The sequence below is a fragment of the Caulobacter sp. FV2ps19 genome (assembly GCF_058681035.1).
The window spans coordinates 747,426-764,236 of record NZ_CM178729.1 but is presented as its reverse complement, the minus strand read 5'-3'; the positions used below and the strand labels follow the sequence as shown (position 1 = coordinate 764,236).

Genomic DNA, 16,811 nt, shown 5'->3' with positions numbered 1-16,811 from the left:
TGGGGATATGGTATATCCAAGCGTGATAGCCAAAAGTGGAGGCCGGTTTTGGCGACCATCACGCATTCACTATAAGGGTCAGGTCTTGAGCAGTCCCTTAAGACGATAAAGCGCCTCAAGCGCCTCGCGGGGCGACATTCCGTCCACATCCAGGTCACTCAGGGCCAGGTCGACGCCGCTGGGGGCCGCCTGGACGGGCGTCTGGGCCGCCGAGCTCATCGCAAACAGCGGCAGGTCGTCCAGCCGGGCGGGTGATTCGGCCTGGGTCTCCAGCCGGTCCAGCACCTCGCGGGCCCGGGCGACAACCGGTCCCGGGACGCCGGCCAGCTTGGCCACCTGCACGCCGTAGGAGCGATCGGCCGGACCCGGCGCGGCCTCGTGCAGGAACACCAGGTCGCCGTTCCACTCCTTGGCCCGCAGGCTGAGGTTGGAGACATGGGCCAGGCGGTCTTCCAGCGTGGCCAGCTCGTGATAGTGGGTGGCGAACAGGGCCCGGCTGCGGTTGGTGTCGTGCAGGGCCTCAGCGCAGGCCCAGGCGATGGCCAGACCGTCATAGGTGGCCGTGCCCCGGCCGATCTCGTCCAGGATCACCAGGCTGCGCGGCGTGGCCTGGGTGAGGATGGCGGCGGTCTCGACCATCTCCATCATGAAGGTCGAGCGGCCCCGGGCCAGGTCATCGCCGGCTCCGACGCGGCTGAACAGGCGATCGACCACGCCCAGCCGGAAACTGGCGGCCGGCACGAAGCAGCCCGACTGGGCCAGGATCGCCAGCAGGGCGTTCTGGCGCAGGAAGGTCGACTTACCGGCCATGTTGGGCCCGGTGACGATCGACAGCCGCGCCGCGACCTCGCCGGCCCCGTCCAGACGGCAGTCATTGGGGGTGTAGGGATCGCCGGCCCGCTTGACCGCGGCCTCGACCACAGGATGGCGGGCGGCCTGGGCCTCGAAGGCCAGGGAGCGGTCGACGATCGGGCGCACGGCCCCGCTGTCTTCCGCCCATTCGGCCAGGGCGGCGGCGACATCGACGCGGGCCAGGGCCTCGGCGGCGATCTGGATGGCGTCGGCCAGCAGGCGGGCCACCTCGCGCCAGGTCTCGAAGGCGGCGATCTCCATGGCCAGAACCCGCTCGCCGGCCTGGGCGATGCGGGCGTCCAGGTCGGCCAGCTCCACGGTGGTGAAGCGCACCTGGTTGGCCAGGGTCTGGCGGTGGATGAAGGTCGCGTTCAGGGGCGGCTGGAACAGCGGGTCGGCCTTGCCGGCCGTGGCCTCGACGAAATAGCCCAGCACGCCGTTGTGGCGGATCTTCAGCGGCACGCCGCTGTCCAGCGCCAGCTGGGATTCCAGCGTGGCGATTACCCGGCGGCTGTTGTCGCGCAGGGCGCGGGCCTCATCCAGATCGGGCAGGACGCCGGCCGCCACGAAGCCGCCGTCCCGGGCCAGGGCCGGCAGGTCGGGACCCAGGCCCTGGTCCAGCACGGCCAGGAACCGCGCCAGGTCTTCCTGCAGCGACGGCGTCAGGGCCCGGAAGGCATGCTCCAGCTCGAACGGCGGGGCCGACAGCGGATCGCTCGAGCCCTGGGCCAGGGCGGCCAGTTGCTCGCCGACCTTCAGGGTGTCGCGCAGGCAGCCCAGGTCGCGGGGACCGCCCCGGCCCAGGGCCAGGCGCGACAGGGCGCGGGCCATGTCGCCGGAACCCTTCAGGGCCTCGCGCAGGCGCTGGCGCAGGGCGCGGTGCTCGACGAACCAGTCCACCGCGTCCAGGCGCTGGTCGATGGCGGCGGGGTCCAGCAATGGCCGGGCCAGGCGCGAGGCCAGCATCCGGGCGCCGCCGGCGGTGATGGTGCGGTCGATGGCCGCCAGCAGCGAGCCATTGCGGTCGCCGGCCTGGGTGCGGTCGATCTCCAGACTGCCGCGCGTCGCGGGATCAATCGCCATGACGTCGGCGTCGGCCGCCCGGCGCGGCGCGCGCAGGGCCGGCAGCTTGCCGGCCTGGGTCATTTCCAGATGGGCGGCGATCAGGCCCAGGGCCCCGATCTCGGCCGGCGACAGACCGCCAAAGCCGTCCAGGGTGTCGACCCCGTACAGCCTCTTGACCCGCGCCTCCGACGCCTGGGGCTCGGACAGGGCCGAGGGCATCGGCTGGACCAGCCCGCCGCAGATCTTCAGGGTCTGGGACAGGCTGTCATCCGACAGCAGACGGTCGGCGATCAGGGTCTCGGAGGGCGCCAGGGCCGCCAGGATGGCGGCGACCCCGTCCTTGCTGACCGAAAACACCTCGACCTCGCCGGTCGACAGCTCCACCGACGCCACCGCCGCCTGACCGGCGCGCACGGCGACCGCCGCCAGACGATTGGCGCCCCGGGCGTCCAGCAGGCCATCCTCGGTCAAGGTGCCGGGCGTCACCACCCGCACGATGTCGCGGCGGACGATGGATTTGGAGCCGCGCTTCTTGGCCTCGGCCGGGTCTTCCATCTGCTCGCAGACAGCGACCTTGAAGCCCAGGCGGATCAGCTTGGACAGATAGGCCTCGGCCGCGTGCTGCGGGACTCCGGCCATCGGGATCGGCTCGCCGCCATGCGTGCCGCGAAAGGTCTGGGAGATACCCAAAGCGGCCGCGGCCTTGTAGGCGTCGTCAAAGAACAGCTCGTAGAAGTCGCCCATCCGGAAAAAGATCAGGGCGTCGGGCTGCCGCGCCTTCATCTCGAAGAACTGCTGCATCACCGGCGTCGCGCCGGTGGCGTCAAAGGTCTGGAAAGTCTGGGAAGCAGGGGCGTTCATCGCCCGGGAAACTACAGAGCGTCGCGCGTCGCGTTAAGGGGTGATGTTAGGGTCGGGGCAGAAGAGGGGGAAGGGCTCGTTCGCCTAGATTTTAGAACCAGCGGCATTGACGCTACAGCGAGGCGATCAATTCCGGAAAATCTAGGCCAATGCAAAAGCCTAGCAAATCACGAGCAAATCCCATTAACCATTCGTTAACCTTGAAAACACATATAAAACAAGCCATTGGCTGGAACGGCCGGAACAATATGTGAACAACGCTGACGTTTAGCAAATCGCGAGCAAATGTTACGCCCAGGCTGGCACGTAGCCCGATTTAGGGGCGTGTGGATCCGCGAGCCTAATTTCGCTGGCTTCAATGGCCGCCAGGATAATTCGCGACACCGCTGCGGCATTGGTGCTGCTAAGGCCAAAGCGATCGCGCAGGCTTGCGTTTGTCATTTTCTGGCCTGCGAGCCAACGGAGCGCAGCGTGTTGTGCGCAGGCTCGCACCCGCTCTGTCGGGGTCATTGATGCGAAGCTTCGCGGCCCGTAGAGCACTACGCGAACGCTATCGCCGTCCACACGAAAATCTGGCGGCGGGAGTTGAAAGAGTTCTACGGATTTTAGCGCCTTATCAACGCCACTGCCTTGCTCCTCGCAGATTCCCATACGGCGCATCAAGGCCGCGAGACTCTCATTTCGAGATCTGGGCGGCATGTCTACGAACCGGGCTGGCTCGACCAGCGGCTTGCCTGGATTCGTGATCTCAACCCGATCACTAAAGAGTTCGATCATCGGACCGGCGCCGGTAACAGTCAGGTCTTGGTGAATTAGGGCGTTAGCGACTAATTCGCGAATAGCGATGTCTGGGTACAGCGAGCGCTCTTGACGTAGCGCCTTCCCGATATCCTCATTGCGTGGCAGCAGGCCGTCGATGTGGTCGATTACAGCCGTGAAACCAGCTGCATAACCTCGGGTATCCTCATACCGTCGCAGCGTCTCGGTTCTATCATTCCCAACATACTGGATCACTCTAACCGCTTTGCGATCCAGACCCTTGAAGAGAGAAAGTCTCTTAGCGAAGAGGATCGCACCCAGATTGGTAATGTCCCAGCGCTCTTCCGTTTCCCTACGGATGAGTCTGTCCGCTTCCAGGCGGTCGAAAATTCCAGCTCGATTGTCCGGAAGCCGCTGCTTAGAAAGATCGAAGTAGGCCGCGTAGTCGAGAGTGGTGAGAATATCGTCACCGGTAACAAATGGAAGCGCGCCAGCCTGTTCCCAAACGAATGGCCTTAGCTTCGCCCAAAGCGCAGCTTCAACTTCCTTGTAGTTGACCAACTTCGGTGTAGCGCTACCCAAGCGGACATACGCCGTACGGTCGTAGGCGACAGGGTTACTGGTAGCCGATGGTATCTCGAGAACAACTAGGCGCCCGTCCGGATGAATTAGCTCCTGAAATTGGAGGTTTGGACAGGGGTCTAGTTTTTGGGCCAACCAAATCTGTAGGCCTTGGTTTCCTACGGTCTGAACATCCGGCTTGAAGGTAGTGCCGACGACCTTGCGGCTGCCGTCCTCAATGCCCCAGATCAGGTAGGCTGTTTCGCGGTCCGCCAGCCTAGCTCCGTTGGCGAGCCCAGAAACCGTAAGACCAATCATCTCTGAATTGGTGTTGTTCGCCTTAAACTCGAACCAGTTAGCCTCGGCTGTATGGCGTCGAAGATTTTCAACGATTGCGAACAGGCGAGCGGGGTTCAAATTGACCTCTTACGCGAAGCGCTGGGTACAGGAGCCCAGCCTAGGGCCATCTCGCCTTATCATAGGACGCCACAAATGACGCCCCCGTGCAGCGGCAGCGCTGCCCTTGGTCGCAAACTGGACGAGGACGCCCGTGGCCCATTTGCGGAACAGGGTGGCTTGGCTGGAGCTGACCCGGTAGCCGACCGAGATCACCATATCGAGGCTGTAGAGCGCGACCGGTTTAGTCGACCGAGCAATTTGCATAAAATGCAAATTGCTCTCTTCAGCCAGCTCGCCGTCTTCCAAGATGTTGGCGATATGGCGAGATATAACCGAGACGTCGCGGCCGAACAGTCCAGCCATCTGGGCCTGGGTCATCCATAGCGCGTCGCCGTCATGGCGAAGCTCAACCCTGAGGCCCGCTTCTGTTCCGTAGATCAGGAAACGGTGACCGGTGTCCGCGTCCTCAAGCAGACGCACCGGCGTGCTGTCGTCCTGTTCCAATGCCCGTGTTCCCGCTTGCCCAAACAAGAACAAGAGTAGAACAACCCTGACTTGAGCGCCAGACCAAAAGCCTGACGAACTACCCCGTTGCCCACCGCCGGAACTTCGTGCCAGATCGCGCTAGGGCTGGGGGTTGAGCATGTCTGCATCCACAGGGGCCGGCGCGGGTCCAGAGCGGCCCGCCGTGATGGGCCGCTACAAGCCCGACTGGCTGGAGAAACCCTCTGGCGACGACATGGAATGGGCCTATCCGGCCCATGCCCAGCGCCGCGAGATCGAGGGCAAGGCGACGATCACCTGCAAGGTCGCCTATGACGGTCGCCTGAACGATTGCCGGGTGATCTCGGAAAGCCCCACGGGCGAGGACTTCGGCGTGGCGGCCATCGCCCTGTCGCAGAAATTCCGCATGCTGCCGCCGCCCGAGGGCCAGGGCGCCAGGCCCGCCGAGGTCACGATCCCGGTCGTCTTCCAGATGCCGCAGGACAGCGGACCGCGGTTCAAGGCCGAGCCCGGAACGGTCGCCCGGTCAAAACAGGCGGAACCGGCTCTGGCGCCGCTGGATTCCGGTGACATGATCCTGCTCGCCGGCGTGGCGGCCATGGCCCTCGCGCTACTGGCGCTGGTGTTCGCGGCGTCAGGTCGGGCCGGGCGAGGCGGACGCGCCCCCTAGCTGCCCGTAACCTCGTCCCAGAACCGCTTGGCCTTGCCGACGAAGTTGGCCGACTTGGGGTTCTGCTTCTCGCCGCACAGTTCGGCCAGTTCGCTCAGCAGCTCTTTCTGGCGGGCCGACAGGTGGGTCGGGGTTTCGACGAACAGCTCCACCACCAGGTCGCCGCGCTGGCGGCTGCGCAGGGACGGCATGCCCTTGCCCTTGAGGCGAACGGTCTTGCCGGTCTGGGAACCTTCAGGGACCTTGACCGTCACACGGCAGGCGCCGTCGCAGGTCTCGCCGCCCAGCAGGCAGGGGGCCTCGATGTCGCCGCCCAGGGCCGCCACGGTCATCGGCACCGGGACGGTGCACAAAAGGTCCAGGCCATCGCGCTCGAACAGCTCGTGCGGGATCACCGACAGGAAGATGTAGAGGTCGCCGCGCGGGCCGCCGCGGGCGCCCGCGTCGCCCTCGCCGGTCAGGCGGATGCGGGCGCCGTCATCGACGCCAGCGGGAATGCGCACCGACAGGATGCGCTCGCGGCGCACCTGGCCGTGGCCATTGCAGTTTTGGCAGGGGTCCAGCACCAGTCGGCCCGAACCACCGCAGCGCGGGCAGCCGCGCTCGACCGCGAAGAAGCCCTGGGTGGCGCGAACCCGGCCGGCGCCGCCGCACGTGCCGCAGACCGTCGGGCTGGTGCCGGGCTTGGCGCCCGAGCCGTCGCAGACCTCGCAGGTGATGGCGGCGGGAACCTTGATCTCGACCTCGGCGCCGGCATAGGCCTGCTCAAGGGAGATCTCCAGATCGTAACGCAGGTCCTGGCCGCGCTGGGGGCCGTTGGACGGGCGACGCCCGCCGCCGAACATCTCGCCGAACACATCGCCGAAGACGTCGTTGAAAATATCGCTGGGGTCGCCGCTGAAACCGCCGCCGCCCTGCTGGCCGTTGACGCCGGCATGGCCGAAGCGGTCATAGGCCGCGCGCTTCTGCGCATCCGACAGGATCGAATAGGCCTCGTTGATTTCCTTGAAGCGGCCGCCCGCCTCCTCGCAGCCGCCATTGCGGTCGGGATGGTGCTCCATCGCCAGCTTGCGGAATGCGGACTTCAGGCCCGCATCGTCGCAGGTCCGGGTCACGCCCAGGATTTCATAGTAGTCGCGCATCGTCAGCGTCTGGCGCCCAAAAGGCCCACGGGAGAGGCGTTGATAGGGATAAAGGTGGGAAGGCGGGCGGGCTGACGCAAGGCGTCAAAAGCCCGCACACCCAGCCAAGGCGGCCGCGAAACGGTCGATAGGGAAACGTTTCGCGGCGCGCGCATGGCGAGCTTAGTTCGCCGGCTTGTTTTCGTCGACTTCCTCGAACTCGGCGTCGACGACGCCATCGTCCGCGGCGGCGTCATCGCCTTCGCCGGCGTCCTGCTGGGCGGCGTACATCGCCTCACCCAGCTTCATCGAAGCCTGACGCAGGGCGTCGGTCTTGGTCTTGATCAGCTCGACATCTTCGCCTTCCAGAGCCGACTTCAGGTCGGTCAGGCCGGTTTCGATGGCGGTCTTGTCGTCGCCCGAGACCTTGTCGCCGTGCTCAGCCATGGCCTTTTCCGTGGCGTGCACGGTGGCCTCGCCCTGGTTCTTGGCCTCGACCAGCGCCTTCTTCTTCTCGTCGCCGGCCTTGTTGGCCTCGGCTTCCTTGACCATGCGCTCGATGTCCGCGTCGCTCAGGCCGCCATTGGCCTGGATGCGGATCGAGTGCTCCTTGTTGGTCGCCTTGTCCTTGGCGTGGACATTGACGATGCCGTTGGCGTCGATGTCGAAGGTGACCTCGATCTGCGGGATGCCGCGCGGCGCCGGCGGAATGCCCTGCAGGTCGAACTGACCCAGGAACTTGTTGTCGACAGCCATCGGACGCTCGCCCTGGAAGGCGCGGATCGTCACGGCCGACTGGTTGTCGTCAGCGGTCGAGAAGGTCTGCGAACGCTTGGTCGGGATGGTGGTGTTGCGTTCGATCAGCGGGGTGAACACGCCGCCCAGGGTCTCGATGCCCAGGGTCAGGGGGGTCACGTCCAGCAGCAGCACGTCCTTGACGTCGCCTTGCAGAACGCCGGCCTGAACGGCGGCGCCCAGGGCCACGACTTCGTCAGGGTTCACACCCTTGTGCGGCTCGCGGCCGAAGAAGTCCTGCACCGCCTGCTGAACCTTGGGCATGCGGCTCATGCCGCCGACCAGGATCACTTCGTCGATGTCGCTCTTCTTGAGGCCGGCGTCCTTCAGGGCCATCTCGCACGGACCGATGGTGCGGGCGATCAGGTCTTCCACCAGGGCTTCGAGCTTGGAGCGCGACAGCTTGATGTTCAGGTGCAGCGGGCCCGACGCGTTCATCGAGATGAAGGGCAGGTTGACTTCGTACTGAGCCGTCGAGGACAGCTCCTTCTTGGCCTTTTCGGCTTCTTCGCGCAGACGCTGCAGAGCCAGCTTGTCCTTGCGCAGGTCGACGCCCTGCTCCTTCTTGAACTCGTCGGCCAGGTAGTCGACGATCCGAAGGTCGAAGTCCTCACCGCCCAGGAAGGTGTCGCCGTTGGTCGACTTCACCTCGAAGACGCCGTCGCCGATTTCCAGGACCGAGACGTCGAAGGTGCCGCCGCCGAGGTCATAGACGGCGATCTTCTTGCCGTCGTTCTTGTCCAGGCCATAGGCCAGGGCGGCCGCGGTGGGCTCGTTGATGATGCGCAGGACTTCCAGGCCGGCGATCTTGCCGGCGTCCTTGGTCGCCTGACGCTGGGCGTCGTTGAAATAGGCCGGAACGGTGATCACGGCCTTGGTCACCGGCTCGCCCAGATGGGTTTCGGCGGCTTCCTTCATCTTTTGCAGGATGAAGGCGGAGACTTCCTGCGGCGAGTAGTCCTTGCCCTGGGCCTTGACCCAGGCGTCGCCGGTGGGACCCTTGACGATGTCATAGGGGACCATGGCCTTGTCCTTGGCCACGACGGGGTCGGCGAAGTTACGGCCGATCAGCCGCTTGATCGCGAAAAGGGTGTTGGTGGGGTTGGTGACGGCCTGACGCTTGGCGGGCTGGCCAACCAGGCGCTCGCCGTCCTCAAGGAAGCCGACCACCGACGGGGTGGTGCGGGCGCCCTCGGCGTTCTCGATCACCTTCGGGTTCTTGCCGTCCATGATGGCCACACACGAATTGGTGGTGCCAAGGTCGATACCAATAATCTTGCTCATAATACGAACCTGTCGCTCCTGAATGGCGGACGGCGGTGACAAGGGCCTTAGACGCAAGCGCCCCGGTTATTCTCGCTCCGTCCCCGTCTGGTCGAACTCTCTAACGGTTGATCCAATCCTGCCACAGCGGCAAATGCCGAGCGGGCAGAATGCGTTCTTCGAAGTTGACGAGCCCGTCAACCCCTTCAGAGCCGATATGGGGGATGGGGACGGCGCTGCAAGCCCATTCCCTCATGGAAAGAAGGGGAATCGACGATACTGCCGCGGAAAAGGCCGCGCCATGGGACGCGTCTGTCTTGAAGTCCAGAGCCTGTGGCGCAAGGCCGCTGGTCCCCCGGTCTTTCTGATGAAACCGGGGGAGGGGTCGGCTTGTCGGCGGCTATCGGGCCTGGGCGACCCAGGCGGTGATGGCCGGCAGGCGATCCTGGCGGATCTTGGCGCGGTTCAACACCGAAGCGATGGCCTTGTCGGCTTCCTTGCGCGAGCCCTCCGCCAGATTGGCGGCGGCATAGGCCCGGATCTTCTCGGCGGTGGCGGGATTGGACGACGCAGCCCCCAGGCCGGGGATGAACCGCGTGCGCGAGCTGGAATCCACCTTGCTGTTGACCGCGTCCCTATGGGCCACGGCGAAGTCGAAGGCCATGTCCGGGTGATTGCCCGCCACCCGCGAGATCATCGTGCTGGACAGGGTCTCGCCCGGCTCCGGCGTCAGGGCCAGATCCAGAGCCCGTTTGGCCAGAGCCTCGTCCTCGGTCGACGCCAGCAACGAATAGAGCTGGGCGCGGACCAGGGGCGTCTTCTCGGCCTGGGCCTGGGCGCGCAAGACGTCCCAGGTGGCGGCGTCGGCATGCTGGGCGACCACGGTGAGGATCGTCTTGCGCAGTGGGCCGGGGATGGCCGAAGGGTCGGTCTTGTCGGCGGCGAAGCGGCGGTTGGCCTCGGCGACCACAGCCGCGTCGCCCATGCCGCCCAGCGCATCGATCAGCTTGCCGCGCAGGATGGCCGTGGTGTCGGGCTCGCCCGCCTTCGGGGTCCAGCCCACCGCCGCGAACATCGGGTTCAGACGCGCCACGGCCACCTTTCGGAACGCCGCGCGCTCGGCGGGCATGCCCTCATAATAGCCGTCGATCGTGCTCAGGACGCCGGCGATCTTCGACAGCACCTGGGAGTCGGCGCTGGCCGGGGTGGCGCTGGCCAGGTCCAGGAAGTCGGTCGCCGGCTGATAGCCCGACAACCCCATCGACCAGGCGTCGGACATCACGCCCAACTGGTCGATGGCCGGCAGCCGGGCGAAGTTCTGCACCACGCCGGTGAAGCGGGTCGGGCCATAGAGGGTGCGGAAATAGCCGGCCTGGCCGGCATTAACGATCACCGGGCCGCAGCCGTCGACCGTCACCGCGCCCTTGCCGCCGGTGACCAGGGTCTTGGCCTCGCCGCCGTCCAGCGTCTTGACCGTGACCGGCACGCGCCAGGTCAGGGGGGTCTTGCCCGGCAGGTCCTTGCTGAACTCGCTTTGGGTCAGGGTCAGGGTGGTCTTGCCCGCCGCGCAGGTCTGGTCGGTGACGGTGATCAGCGGCACGCCGGGTTGCAGGGTGAAGTCATGGGCGATGTCGGTGATCGGCTTGCCGGCGGCGGCCTCGATCTCTTGCCACAGGTCGTCGCTGACCGTGTTGCCGTGCGCATGCTTCTTCATGTAGGCGCGCACGCCCGCCCGCCAGGCGTCGGCCCCGACATAGGCCTCCAGCATGCGGATGACCGCCTCGCCCTTCTGGTAGGTGATGCCGTCAAAGGCCTGGCTGGCCTGCTCGACGGTCTCGACATGCTGCACCACCGGGTGGGTGGTCGACAGGGCGTCCAGGCCCATGGCGTATTCCCGCCCGCCGATGGCGGCCAGGGCGGTGTTCCATTCGGGATGGAAATGCTCGGTGGCCCGGCCTTCCATCCACGAGGCGAAGCCCTCGTTCAGCCACAGGTCATCCCACCAGGCCATGGTCACCAGGTCGCCGAACCACTGGTGGGCCATCTCGTGGGCGACGGTGGTGAAGACGCGCTGGTTGTCGCTCTGGGTCGAGATCTTGGGATCCAGCAGCAGGGCGTATTCGAAATAGAAGATCGCGCCCCAGTTCTCCATGGCGCTGAAGAACTGGCTGCGGCCGGGCGCGGCGATGTTGTCCAGCACCGGCAACGGATAGGGCGTGCCGAAATAGTCGTTGTACCAGGGCAGGATGTCGGCGGCCGACTTGAGGGCGAACTGGGCCTTGGGCGTGTCGCCGGTCTTGGTGACCACCCCGACGTCGACGCCGGCGGACTTGACCGAGGCGCGATCGAAGTCGCCCAGGCCGAAGAACAGCAGATAGGTCGACATCTTGGGCGAGGTCGCGAACGTCACCCGCGACTGGCCATTGCCCAGGTCGGTGGTCTTCGCAATGGGCATGTTGCCCAGGGCCATCTGACCGGTCGGCACGGTGGCCTCGACGCTGAACGTGGCCTTGTAGAACGGCTCGTCCCACGAGGGGATGAAGCGGCGGGCGTCGGAATTTTCGAACTGGGTGTAGATCGCCCGCTTCTTGCCGGCCTCGGTCTCATAGTCGAGGGCGAACAGGCCGGCGGCCTGGGTGAAGATCTTGCCGGCATAGTCGATGGCCAGCACGTACTGGCCCTTGGCCAGCGGCTTGGCGAAGGTGAAGCTGGCGGTCTGGGCGTCGGCGTCGGTCTTGATGGCGGCCGCGAGCTTTTCCCCGTGGGGACCGGCGATCTCGGCCTTGGCGAAGGTCAGGTCGGCGGCCTGCAGGGTGATGGTCCGGGTCGGCTCGACCACCTCGACGGCGATCTTGACCTTGCCGGTGAAGGTGAGGTTGGCGATGTCGGGGGTAAAGGCCAGATCATAGTGCGAGGGGCGCACGTTGCGCGGCAACTGGGTGGTCACCGTCGCGGCCGAGACGCCTGGCGACTTTGCGGCCTGAGCGGGGAGCGCAGCGAGGGCGGAGCCGGAGGCCAGCAGCAGCGCGACGGCGGCGGCGGAAGAAAGAAGTCGGCGCATGCTCGCCCCTTTGTGAAATAATTGTGCGGTGCTAGCGCCCGATCGCGGGACCGAACACCGGGTTAGCGTCAGTGGAGCATTAATTCGTCGTAATGATGACATCGATCGCCATCCTTCCGGGCTTCGATCTCTGGCCCCAGGCCCTGGATCGCGAGGCCCAGGCGGCCCTCGTCGCCGCGGCGCTCCAAGCTGCTGAAGTCGCGCCCTTCGCCCACTACGCCACGGCCCAGGGCAAGGCGATGAGCGTCGGCATGACCAGCTTTGGCCCGCAAGGCTGGGTCAGCGACGCCTCGGGCTATCGCTACGCCGACCGTCATCCCGGCACGGACCAGCCTTGGCCTTCCATACCCCAGGCCCTGCTGGATCTCTGGACGACCCTGGGCGACCCGGAGACCCCGCCGGATTCTGGCCTGATCAACCTCTATCGCGGTGACGCCCGCATGGGCCTGCACCAGGATCGCGACGAGGCCGATCCGCGCTTTCCCGTGCTGTCGATCTCCCTGGGCGACACGGCGGTGTTCCGGATCGGCGGGACGTCGCGCAAGGACCCGACCCGCAGCCTGCGCCTGACCTCCGGCGACGTCTGCCGCCTGTCGGGCCCGGCGCGCCTGGCCTTTCACGGCGTCGACCGCACGATCCCAGGCTCCTCCAGCCTGGTTCCGGGCGGCGGGCGGATCAATGTGACGCTGCGGCGGGCGCGGGCGGGCTAGGCCCAGACTCCCGCCCGCGCCAAGAGGTCCGGCAGGTCGTCCGGCCAAATCTGCTCGACGGTCGATCGCAAGTCCGACGCCGACCACCAACGATGTTCGGCCATGACCGCGCGCTCCAGCTCGGTCCATCGCGCGACCGACAGCTCGAACGCCTCTACGCGGACCAAGAAGAACCGTTCGTCGGCCTTCACCCTCTCGCCATCCGGGTTGCTGAATTCCACCTGACGGCGGGCGAGCTGAGGGCCGGGATCGTCAATCTCGAGACCGGTCTCTTCAAGCAGCTCCCGGCGCGCGGCGTCCTCATAGCTTTCGCCGGGATCCAGACCGCCGCCGGGCGTCGCCCAGAACGCCTGTCCCGCCAACGGCCCGGTTTTGTGCGCGAACCGGAACAGAAGCAGTCGACCCTCGGGGTCGATCACAAGCAGGCGGGATGAAGGCCGTTCGCGCATCCGCCCCCTCCTAGTCGACTTTTGTCAGGTAGACGCCCTCGTCAGCCTGCATGGCTATGTCTAGTCCTCCAAACAAGTTTCGGCTTATGCACGCTGAGAAAATGTCGGTTCTCCGATCCACACGGCCACCGTTCGTCACCGTAAAGCCCCGCATCTCAACCCTATCGCAGTCATCGTAGGGTTCACGTCTAAGGCGCCAATTTCCTTGCTCGCGCCGCCCCCCATTGTTCCACACGTGCTCGTACGTGCCTCTCGGACCCAGAGTCAGACGCTCGCCAGGCAAACCTTCCGTGTAACTATACGCCCCCTGCGCGGTCTCAGATGACACGCCGGGAGAACAGGCGGCGACGCCCAGGATGAGAATGATGACGGCCCACTTCATTTCTCAAACTTTCAACTGCGGTCCGCCAAGAGCCTGCTCAGGTTTGGTTGTCTCTGCAAAGAGGCGAGAGCAACCAAAGGCCCCCTGAACGCCCCTGGGGCCGCCGAGACTCCCGACCTTCGGCTTGCGCCCGCCCCAAGAAAAAAGGGCCGCCCCATCCGGAGCGGCCCCTCTTTCAAGTCTTGAACCTGACGCAACAGAAACCGGCCCGCCCGGCCTAGCCGCGCAGCTTGCGCGTCAAGGTCTCCAGGTCCTGGTTCAGGGCGCTGTCTTCGACGCGCAGGGCCTCGATGCGGCGCACGGCGTGCAGGACGGTGGTGTGGTCGCGACCGCCGAACCGCCGGCCGATGTCGGGCAGCGAGCGGGTGGTCAGTTGCTTGGCCAGCCACATGGCCGCCTGGCGGGGCCGGGCGATGGCGCGGTTGCGGCGCTCGGACAGCAGGTCGGCCTGTTTCATGCCGTAGTGGTCGGCGGTGGCCTTCTGGATGTCGTCGATGGTGATGCGCTTCTCGCCCGAGCGCAGGTGCGGACGCAGGATGGCCTGCACCTCTTCGAGCGACAGACGCGACAGGCCTTCGCCGGCCCGGGCCGACAGGGTGTTGAGCGCGCCTTCCAGCTCGCGGACGCTGTCGGTGAAGCGGTCGGCCAGGAACTGCAGAACGTCGGGACGCATGGTCGGCTCGGAGCCGTGGGCGATCGACAGGGTCTGGATCTTGCGCTCCAGAATGCCCATCCGCAGCGAGCGGTCGGCCGGCTCGAGGCCGCAGACCAGGCCCGCCGACAGGTGCGAGCGCAGATGGGCGTCCATCTCGGTCATGGCCGACGGCGGACGGTCCGACGAGAACACGACGCGGCGACCTTCCTCAACCAGCGCTGTCAGGGTGTGGAACAGCTCTTCCTGGGTCGACTGCTTGCCGGCGATGAAGTGGACATCGTCGATGATCAGCAGGTCGGCGGCCCGCAGCTCTTCCTTGAAGGCGGCCGTCTGGCGATCCATCACGGCGCGCACGAAGGTCGACAGGAAGCGCTCGGCGGTCAGATAGACCACGCGCTTGGTCGGGGCCTGACGCATGGCCTCCCAGGCCAGGGCGTTGAGCAGGTGGGTTTTGCCAAAGCCGTAGGGGCCGTGGAACAGCACCGGATTGAAGTGGCCGTCGGCCCAGGACGCCACGCGGCGCGCCACGGCGTGGGCGAATTCATTGGCCGGGCCCGGCACGAAGGTGTCGAAGGTGAAGCGTTCCTGCAGACCCTGGGTCCGCGACGGCTTGCCGCCGGACGCCGGGGCCAGGCTGGGGGTGTCGGACGAGACGGGCAGAACGATCTCGATGGGCTCGGCCTTGGCGGCGTCGACATAGGCGCCGGCCGTGGCTTCGAATTCCTGACGCGACTTCAGATCGATGCGCCGCGCCATCGGATCATTGGCGGTCCACAGCTCGCCGATGCGACGCCAGGCGCTACGACGAACCCAGTCGCGGGCGATCCCGGTCGGCGTGACCAGGACCACGTCGCCCGAAGGTCCTTCGCGCAGGATCGCCGGGGCGATCCATGACCCGAAGGCGGCATCACCCAGCTCACGCTTCAAGCTCACGCAGACCTTCTGCCAGACTCCGCCGGCCGGCTCACAGGCCACCGCTGGAATTGCAGCTGAGAACGTTTGGCTCGCCACCCCGCCCTTAATCGACATTCGTCCACCGCCTCGTACAAAAACCGCCCGCATCCAGTCGCCGCCCCCCCACAGGCCGACGATCGGTTTTTCAGCGCACACGGGGGCTCGATCGGCGAACACTAGGGTTTCGCCGCCACCGTTTTTTTCCAAAGGCTGGAAGAGCGCTGAGACCCCTAAATTAGCCAGCCGACCCTGCCGGTCAAACGGAAAACTTGAGTCCGATCGCGGATATTTCTGTTGACTCGCGAGAGCTCCTCGCCTGGCAAGGGAATAGTTAAGTGCGCTCTTTTTCGGACGTTGTTATTTCTGAGAAGCGTGCAATTGAGCGCAAAGCAAAAGCCGGTTGGATTGCTCCAACCGGCTCTCGTAAGATCTTGAAATTCTTAAACGAACAGTGTTCGTCAAGAATTTGGACTAGGCGGCGGCCTTGTCCAGCTTCTTCAGGCGAGCGGCCAGGCGCGACACCTTGCGCGAGCCCGTGTTCGGATGAACCACGCCCTTGGAAACGGCGCGCATCAGTTCCGATTGCGCCTCGATAAAGGCGGCCTTGGCGACGGCGACGTCACCGGCCGTCAGGGCGTCTTCAAACTTGCGGAGGAAGGTGCGCACGCGCGAACGGCGCGCGGTGTTGACCTCGGTGCGACGGGCGATCTTGCGGATCGCCTTCTTGGCGCCGGGATTATTGGCCATAGGTTGGACCTCGAAACGGACAGCCGCGCGGAAGAGCCGCGAAGCAGGAAAAATCTTGAGCGCGCGGATATACGGGAAGCCAAGGGATCGGTCAACGGCTGTCGCTACGGAATCCCCACGGGGTGCGACGAGCGGTCGCGCCCCGGCCTCAGCGCCCCTTAAACACCGGTTTACGTTTCTCGACGAACGCCGCCATGCCTTCCTTCTGATCCTCGAAGGCGAACAGCGAGTGAAACAGGCGCCGTTCCAGGGCCACGCCGGTGGTCAGGGTGGTTTCATAGGCGGCCAGGACCAGTTCCTTGTTCATCGCCACGGCCAGGGGCGACTGGCCCGCGATCTTGGCCGCGATCGCCAGGACCTCGCCCACCAGCATGTCGGCCGGAAAGACCCGGCTGACCAGGCCTGAGCGCTCGGCCTCCTCGGCGCCCATCATCCGCCCGGTCAGGATCATGTCCATGGCCTTGGACTTGCCGACAAAGCGGGTCAGACGCTGGGTGCCCCCGATGCCGGGCGCGACGCCCAGGGTGATCTCGGGCTGGCCGAACTTGGCGCCGTCGGCGGCGATGATGACGTCGCACATCATCGCCAGCTCACAGCCGCCGCCCAGGGCGTAGCCGGATACGGCGGCGATGATCGGCTTGCGGCACTGTTCGATGGCCCGCGCGCCGGCGGTAAAGACGTCGGCCTTGAACATCTCGGCATAGGACTTGTCGGCCATCTCCTTGATGTCGGCCCCGGCCGCGAAGGCCTTGGCCGAGCCGGTCAGCACGATGCAGCCGACCGCATCGTCGGCCTGGGCTTCGCCCAAAGCAACGGCCAGTTCGCCCAGCAACTGGGCGTTCAGGGCGTTGAGGGCTTCAGGCCGATTAAGCCGGATCAGCACGACGCCGGCGGCGCCCTCCGGAGCGGTTTCGACGATCAGGGTCTCGTAGGCCACGCGCATGCTCCTTGATGATGGACGGCCGTTATAGAGCGCGTCGGGCGCAAGGGGAGCCCTTGACGG

Annotated in this window: 12 protein-coding genes; 2 read left to right on the top strand and 10 right to left on the bottom strand. The window is 65.8% G+C overall.

Annotated features, from left to right (window positions below):
• Positions 1-78: 78 nt before the first annotated feature.
• The 3 genes from mutS to rhuM form a co-directional block, all read right to left on the bottom strand.
• Complete coding sequence (gene mutS, locus ACW18B_RS03640) at positions 79-2,778, bottom strand: DNA mismatch repair protein MutS (protein ID WP_492049635.1); 2,700 nt, start codon at positions 2,776-2,778, stop codon at positions 79-81.
• Between the two features lie 288 nt (positions 2,779-3,066).
• Positions 3,067-4,515, bottom strand: a complete 1,449-nt coding sequence (locus ACW18B_RS03635; RefSeq protein ID WP_492049634.1) for an ATP-binding protein — start codon at positions 4,513-4,515, stop codon at positions 3,067-3,069.
• A 9-nt stretch (positions 4,516-4,524) separates the two neighbouring features.
• Positions 4,525-5,001, bottom strand: coding sequence for a RhuM family protein (rhuM, locus tag ACW18B_RS03630; RefSeq protein WP_492049633.1), 477 nt, complete (start codon positions 4,999-5,001; stop codon positions 4,525-4,527).
• Positions 5,002-5,140: 139 nt separating this feature from the next.
• On the opposite strand from rhuM, the gene ACW18B_RS03625 reads away from it, so the two are divergent.
• Positions 5,141-5,671 carry an energy transducer TonB family protein gene (locus ACW18B_RS03625; protein ID WP_492049631.1) on the top strand — a complete coding sequence of 177 codons (531 nt, stop codon included), beginning with the start codon at positions 5,141-5,143 and terminating at the stop codon, positions 5,669-5,671.
• Here the strand turns inward: ACW18B_RS03625 and dnaJ are convergent.
• The 3 genes from dnaJ to ACW18B_RS03610 form a co-directional block, all read right to left on the bottom strand.
• Positions 5,668-6,813 (bottom strand): molecular chaperone DnaJ, encoded by a 1,146-nt coding sequence (dnaJ, locus tag ACW18B_RS03620; protein ID WP_492049629.1) that lies wholly within the window; start codon positions 6,811-6,813, stop codon positions 5,668-5,670. The genes ACW18B_RS03625 and dnaJ overlap by 4 nt on opposite strands.
• A 162-nt stretch (positions 6,814-6,975) precedes the next feature.
• Positions 6,976-8,871, bottom strand: a complete 1,896-nt coding sequence (dnaK, locus tag ACW18B_RS03615) for a molecular chaperone DnaK (RefSeq protein WP_492049628.1) — start codon at positions 8,869-8,871, stop codon at positions 6,976-6,978.
• Between the two features lie 379 nt (positions 8,872-9,250).
• The gene (locus ACW18B_RS03610) at positions 9,251-11,911 is read right to left on the bottom strand and encodes a M1 family metallopeptidase (protein ID WP_492049626.1); all 2,661 of its coding nucleotides are present in this window, start codon (positions 11,909-11,911) and stop codon (positions 9,251-9,253) included.
• 92 nt (positions 11,912-12,003) lie between these two features.
• Between ACW18B_RS03610 and ACW18B_RS03605 the strand changes: the two genes are divergently transcribed.
• A complete protein-coding gene (locus ACW18B_RS03605) occupies positions 12,004-12,621 on the top strand; it encodes an alpha-ketoglutarate-dependent dioxygenase AlkB (protein ID WP_492049624.1) in 618 nt (205 codons plus the stop codon).
• On the opposite strand, the gene ACW18B_RS03600 is transcribed toward ACW18B_RS03605, so the two are convergent.
• The 4 genes from ACW18B_RS03600 to ACW18B_RS03585 all read right to left on the bottom strand — a co-directional run bounded on the left by ACW18B_RS03600 (position 12,618) and on the right by ACW18B_RS03585 (position 16,751).
• Complete coding sequence (locus tag ACW18B_RS03600) at positions 12,618-13,070, bottom strand: NUDIX hydrolase (protein WP_492049623.1); 453 nt, start codon at positions 13,068-13,070, stop codon at positions 12,618-12,620. The two genes, ACW18B_RS03605 and ACW18B_RS03600, sit on opposite strands and share 4 nt — an antisense overlap.
• A 599-nt stretch (positions 13,071-13,669) precedes the next feature.
• Positions 13,670-15,136: a chromosomal replication initiator protein DnaA gene (gene dnaA, locus ACW18B_RS03595; RefSeq protein WP_492049622.1), complete on the bottom strand. Its 1,467-nt coding sequence runs from the start codon at positions 15,134-15,136 to the stop codon at positions 13,670-13,672.
• Between the two features lie 396 nt (positions 15,137-15,532).
• Positions 15,533-15,808, bottom strand: coding sequence for a 30S ribosomal protein S20 (rpsT, locus tag ACW18B_RS03590; RefSeq protein ID WP_492049620.1), 276 nt, complete (start codon positions 15,806-15,808; stop codon positions 15,533-15,535).
• Positions 15,809-15,956: 148 nt separating this feature from the next.
• Complete coding sequence (locus ACW18B_RS03585; RefSeq protein WP_492049618.1) at positions 15,957-16,751, bottom strand: enoyl-CoA hydratase-related protein; 795 nt, start codon at positions 16,749-16,751, stop codon at positions 15,957-15,959.
• Between the last annotated feature and the right edge of the window lie 60 nt (positions 16,752-16,811).

What these genes read in the sequence shown, in the direction of transcription:
- rpsT (WP_492049620.1), bottom strand. Translation starts at nt 15,808, where the DNA reads ATGGCCAATAATCCCGGCGCCAAGAAGGCGATCCGCAAGATCGCCCGT.
- ACW18B_RS03600 (WP_492049623.1), bottom strand. Translation starts at nt 13,070, where the DNA reads ATGCGCGAACGGCCTTCATCCCGCCTGCTTGTGATCGACCCCGAGGGT.
- dnaJ (WP_492049629.1), bottom strand. Translation starts at nt 6,813, where the DNA reads ATGCGCGACTACTATGAAATCCTGGGCGTGACCCGGACCTGCGACGAT.
- mutS (WP_492049635.1), bottom strand. Translation starts at nt 2,778, where the DNA reads ATGAACGCCCCTGCTTCCCAGACTTTCCAGACCTTTGACGCCACCGGC.
- ACW18B_RS03585 (WP_492049618.1), bottom strand. Translation starts at nt 16,751, where the DNA reads ATGCGCGTGGCCTACGAGACCCTGATCGTCGAAACCGCTCCGGAGGGC.
- ACW18B_RS03605 (WP_492049624.1), top strand. Translation starts at nt 12,004, where the DNA reads ATGATGACATCGATCGCCATCCTTCCGGGCTTCGATCTCTGGCCCCAG.
- dnaK (WP_492049628.1), bottom strand. Translation starts at nt 8,871, where the DNA reads ATGAGCAAGATTATTGGTATCGACCTTGGCACCACCAATTCGTGTGTG.
- dnaA (WP_492049622.1), bottom strand. Translation starts at nt 15,136, where the DNA reads ATGTCGATTAAGGGCGGGGTGGCGAGCCAAACGTTCTCAGCTGCAATT.
- ACW18B_RS03625 (WP_492049631.1), top strand. Translation starts at nt 5,141, where the DNA reads ATGTCTGCATCCACAGGGGCCGGCGCGGGTCCAGAGCGGCCCGCCGTG.
- ACW18B_RS03610 (WP_492049626.1), bottom strand. Translation starts at nt 11,911, where the DNA reads ATGCGCCGACTTCTTTCTTCCGCCGCCGCCGTCGCGCTGCTGCTGGCC.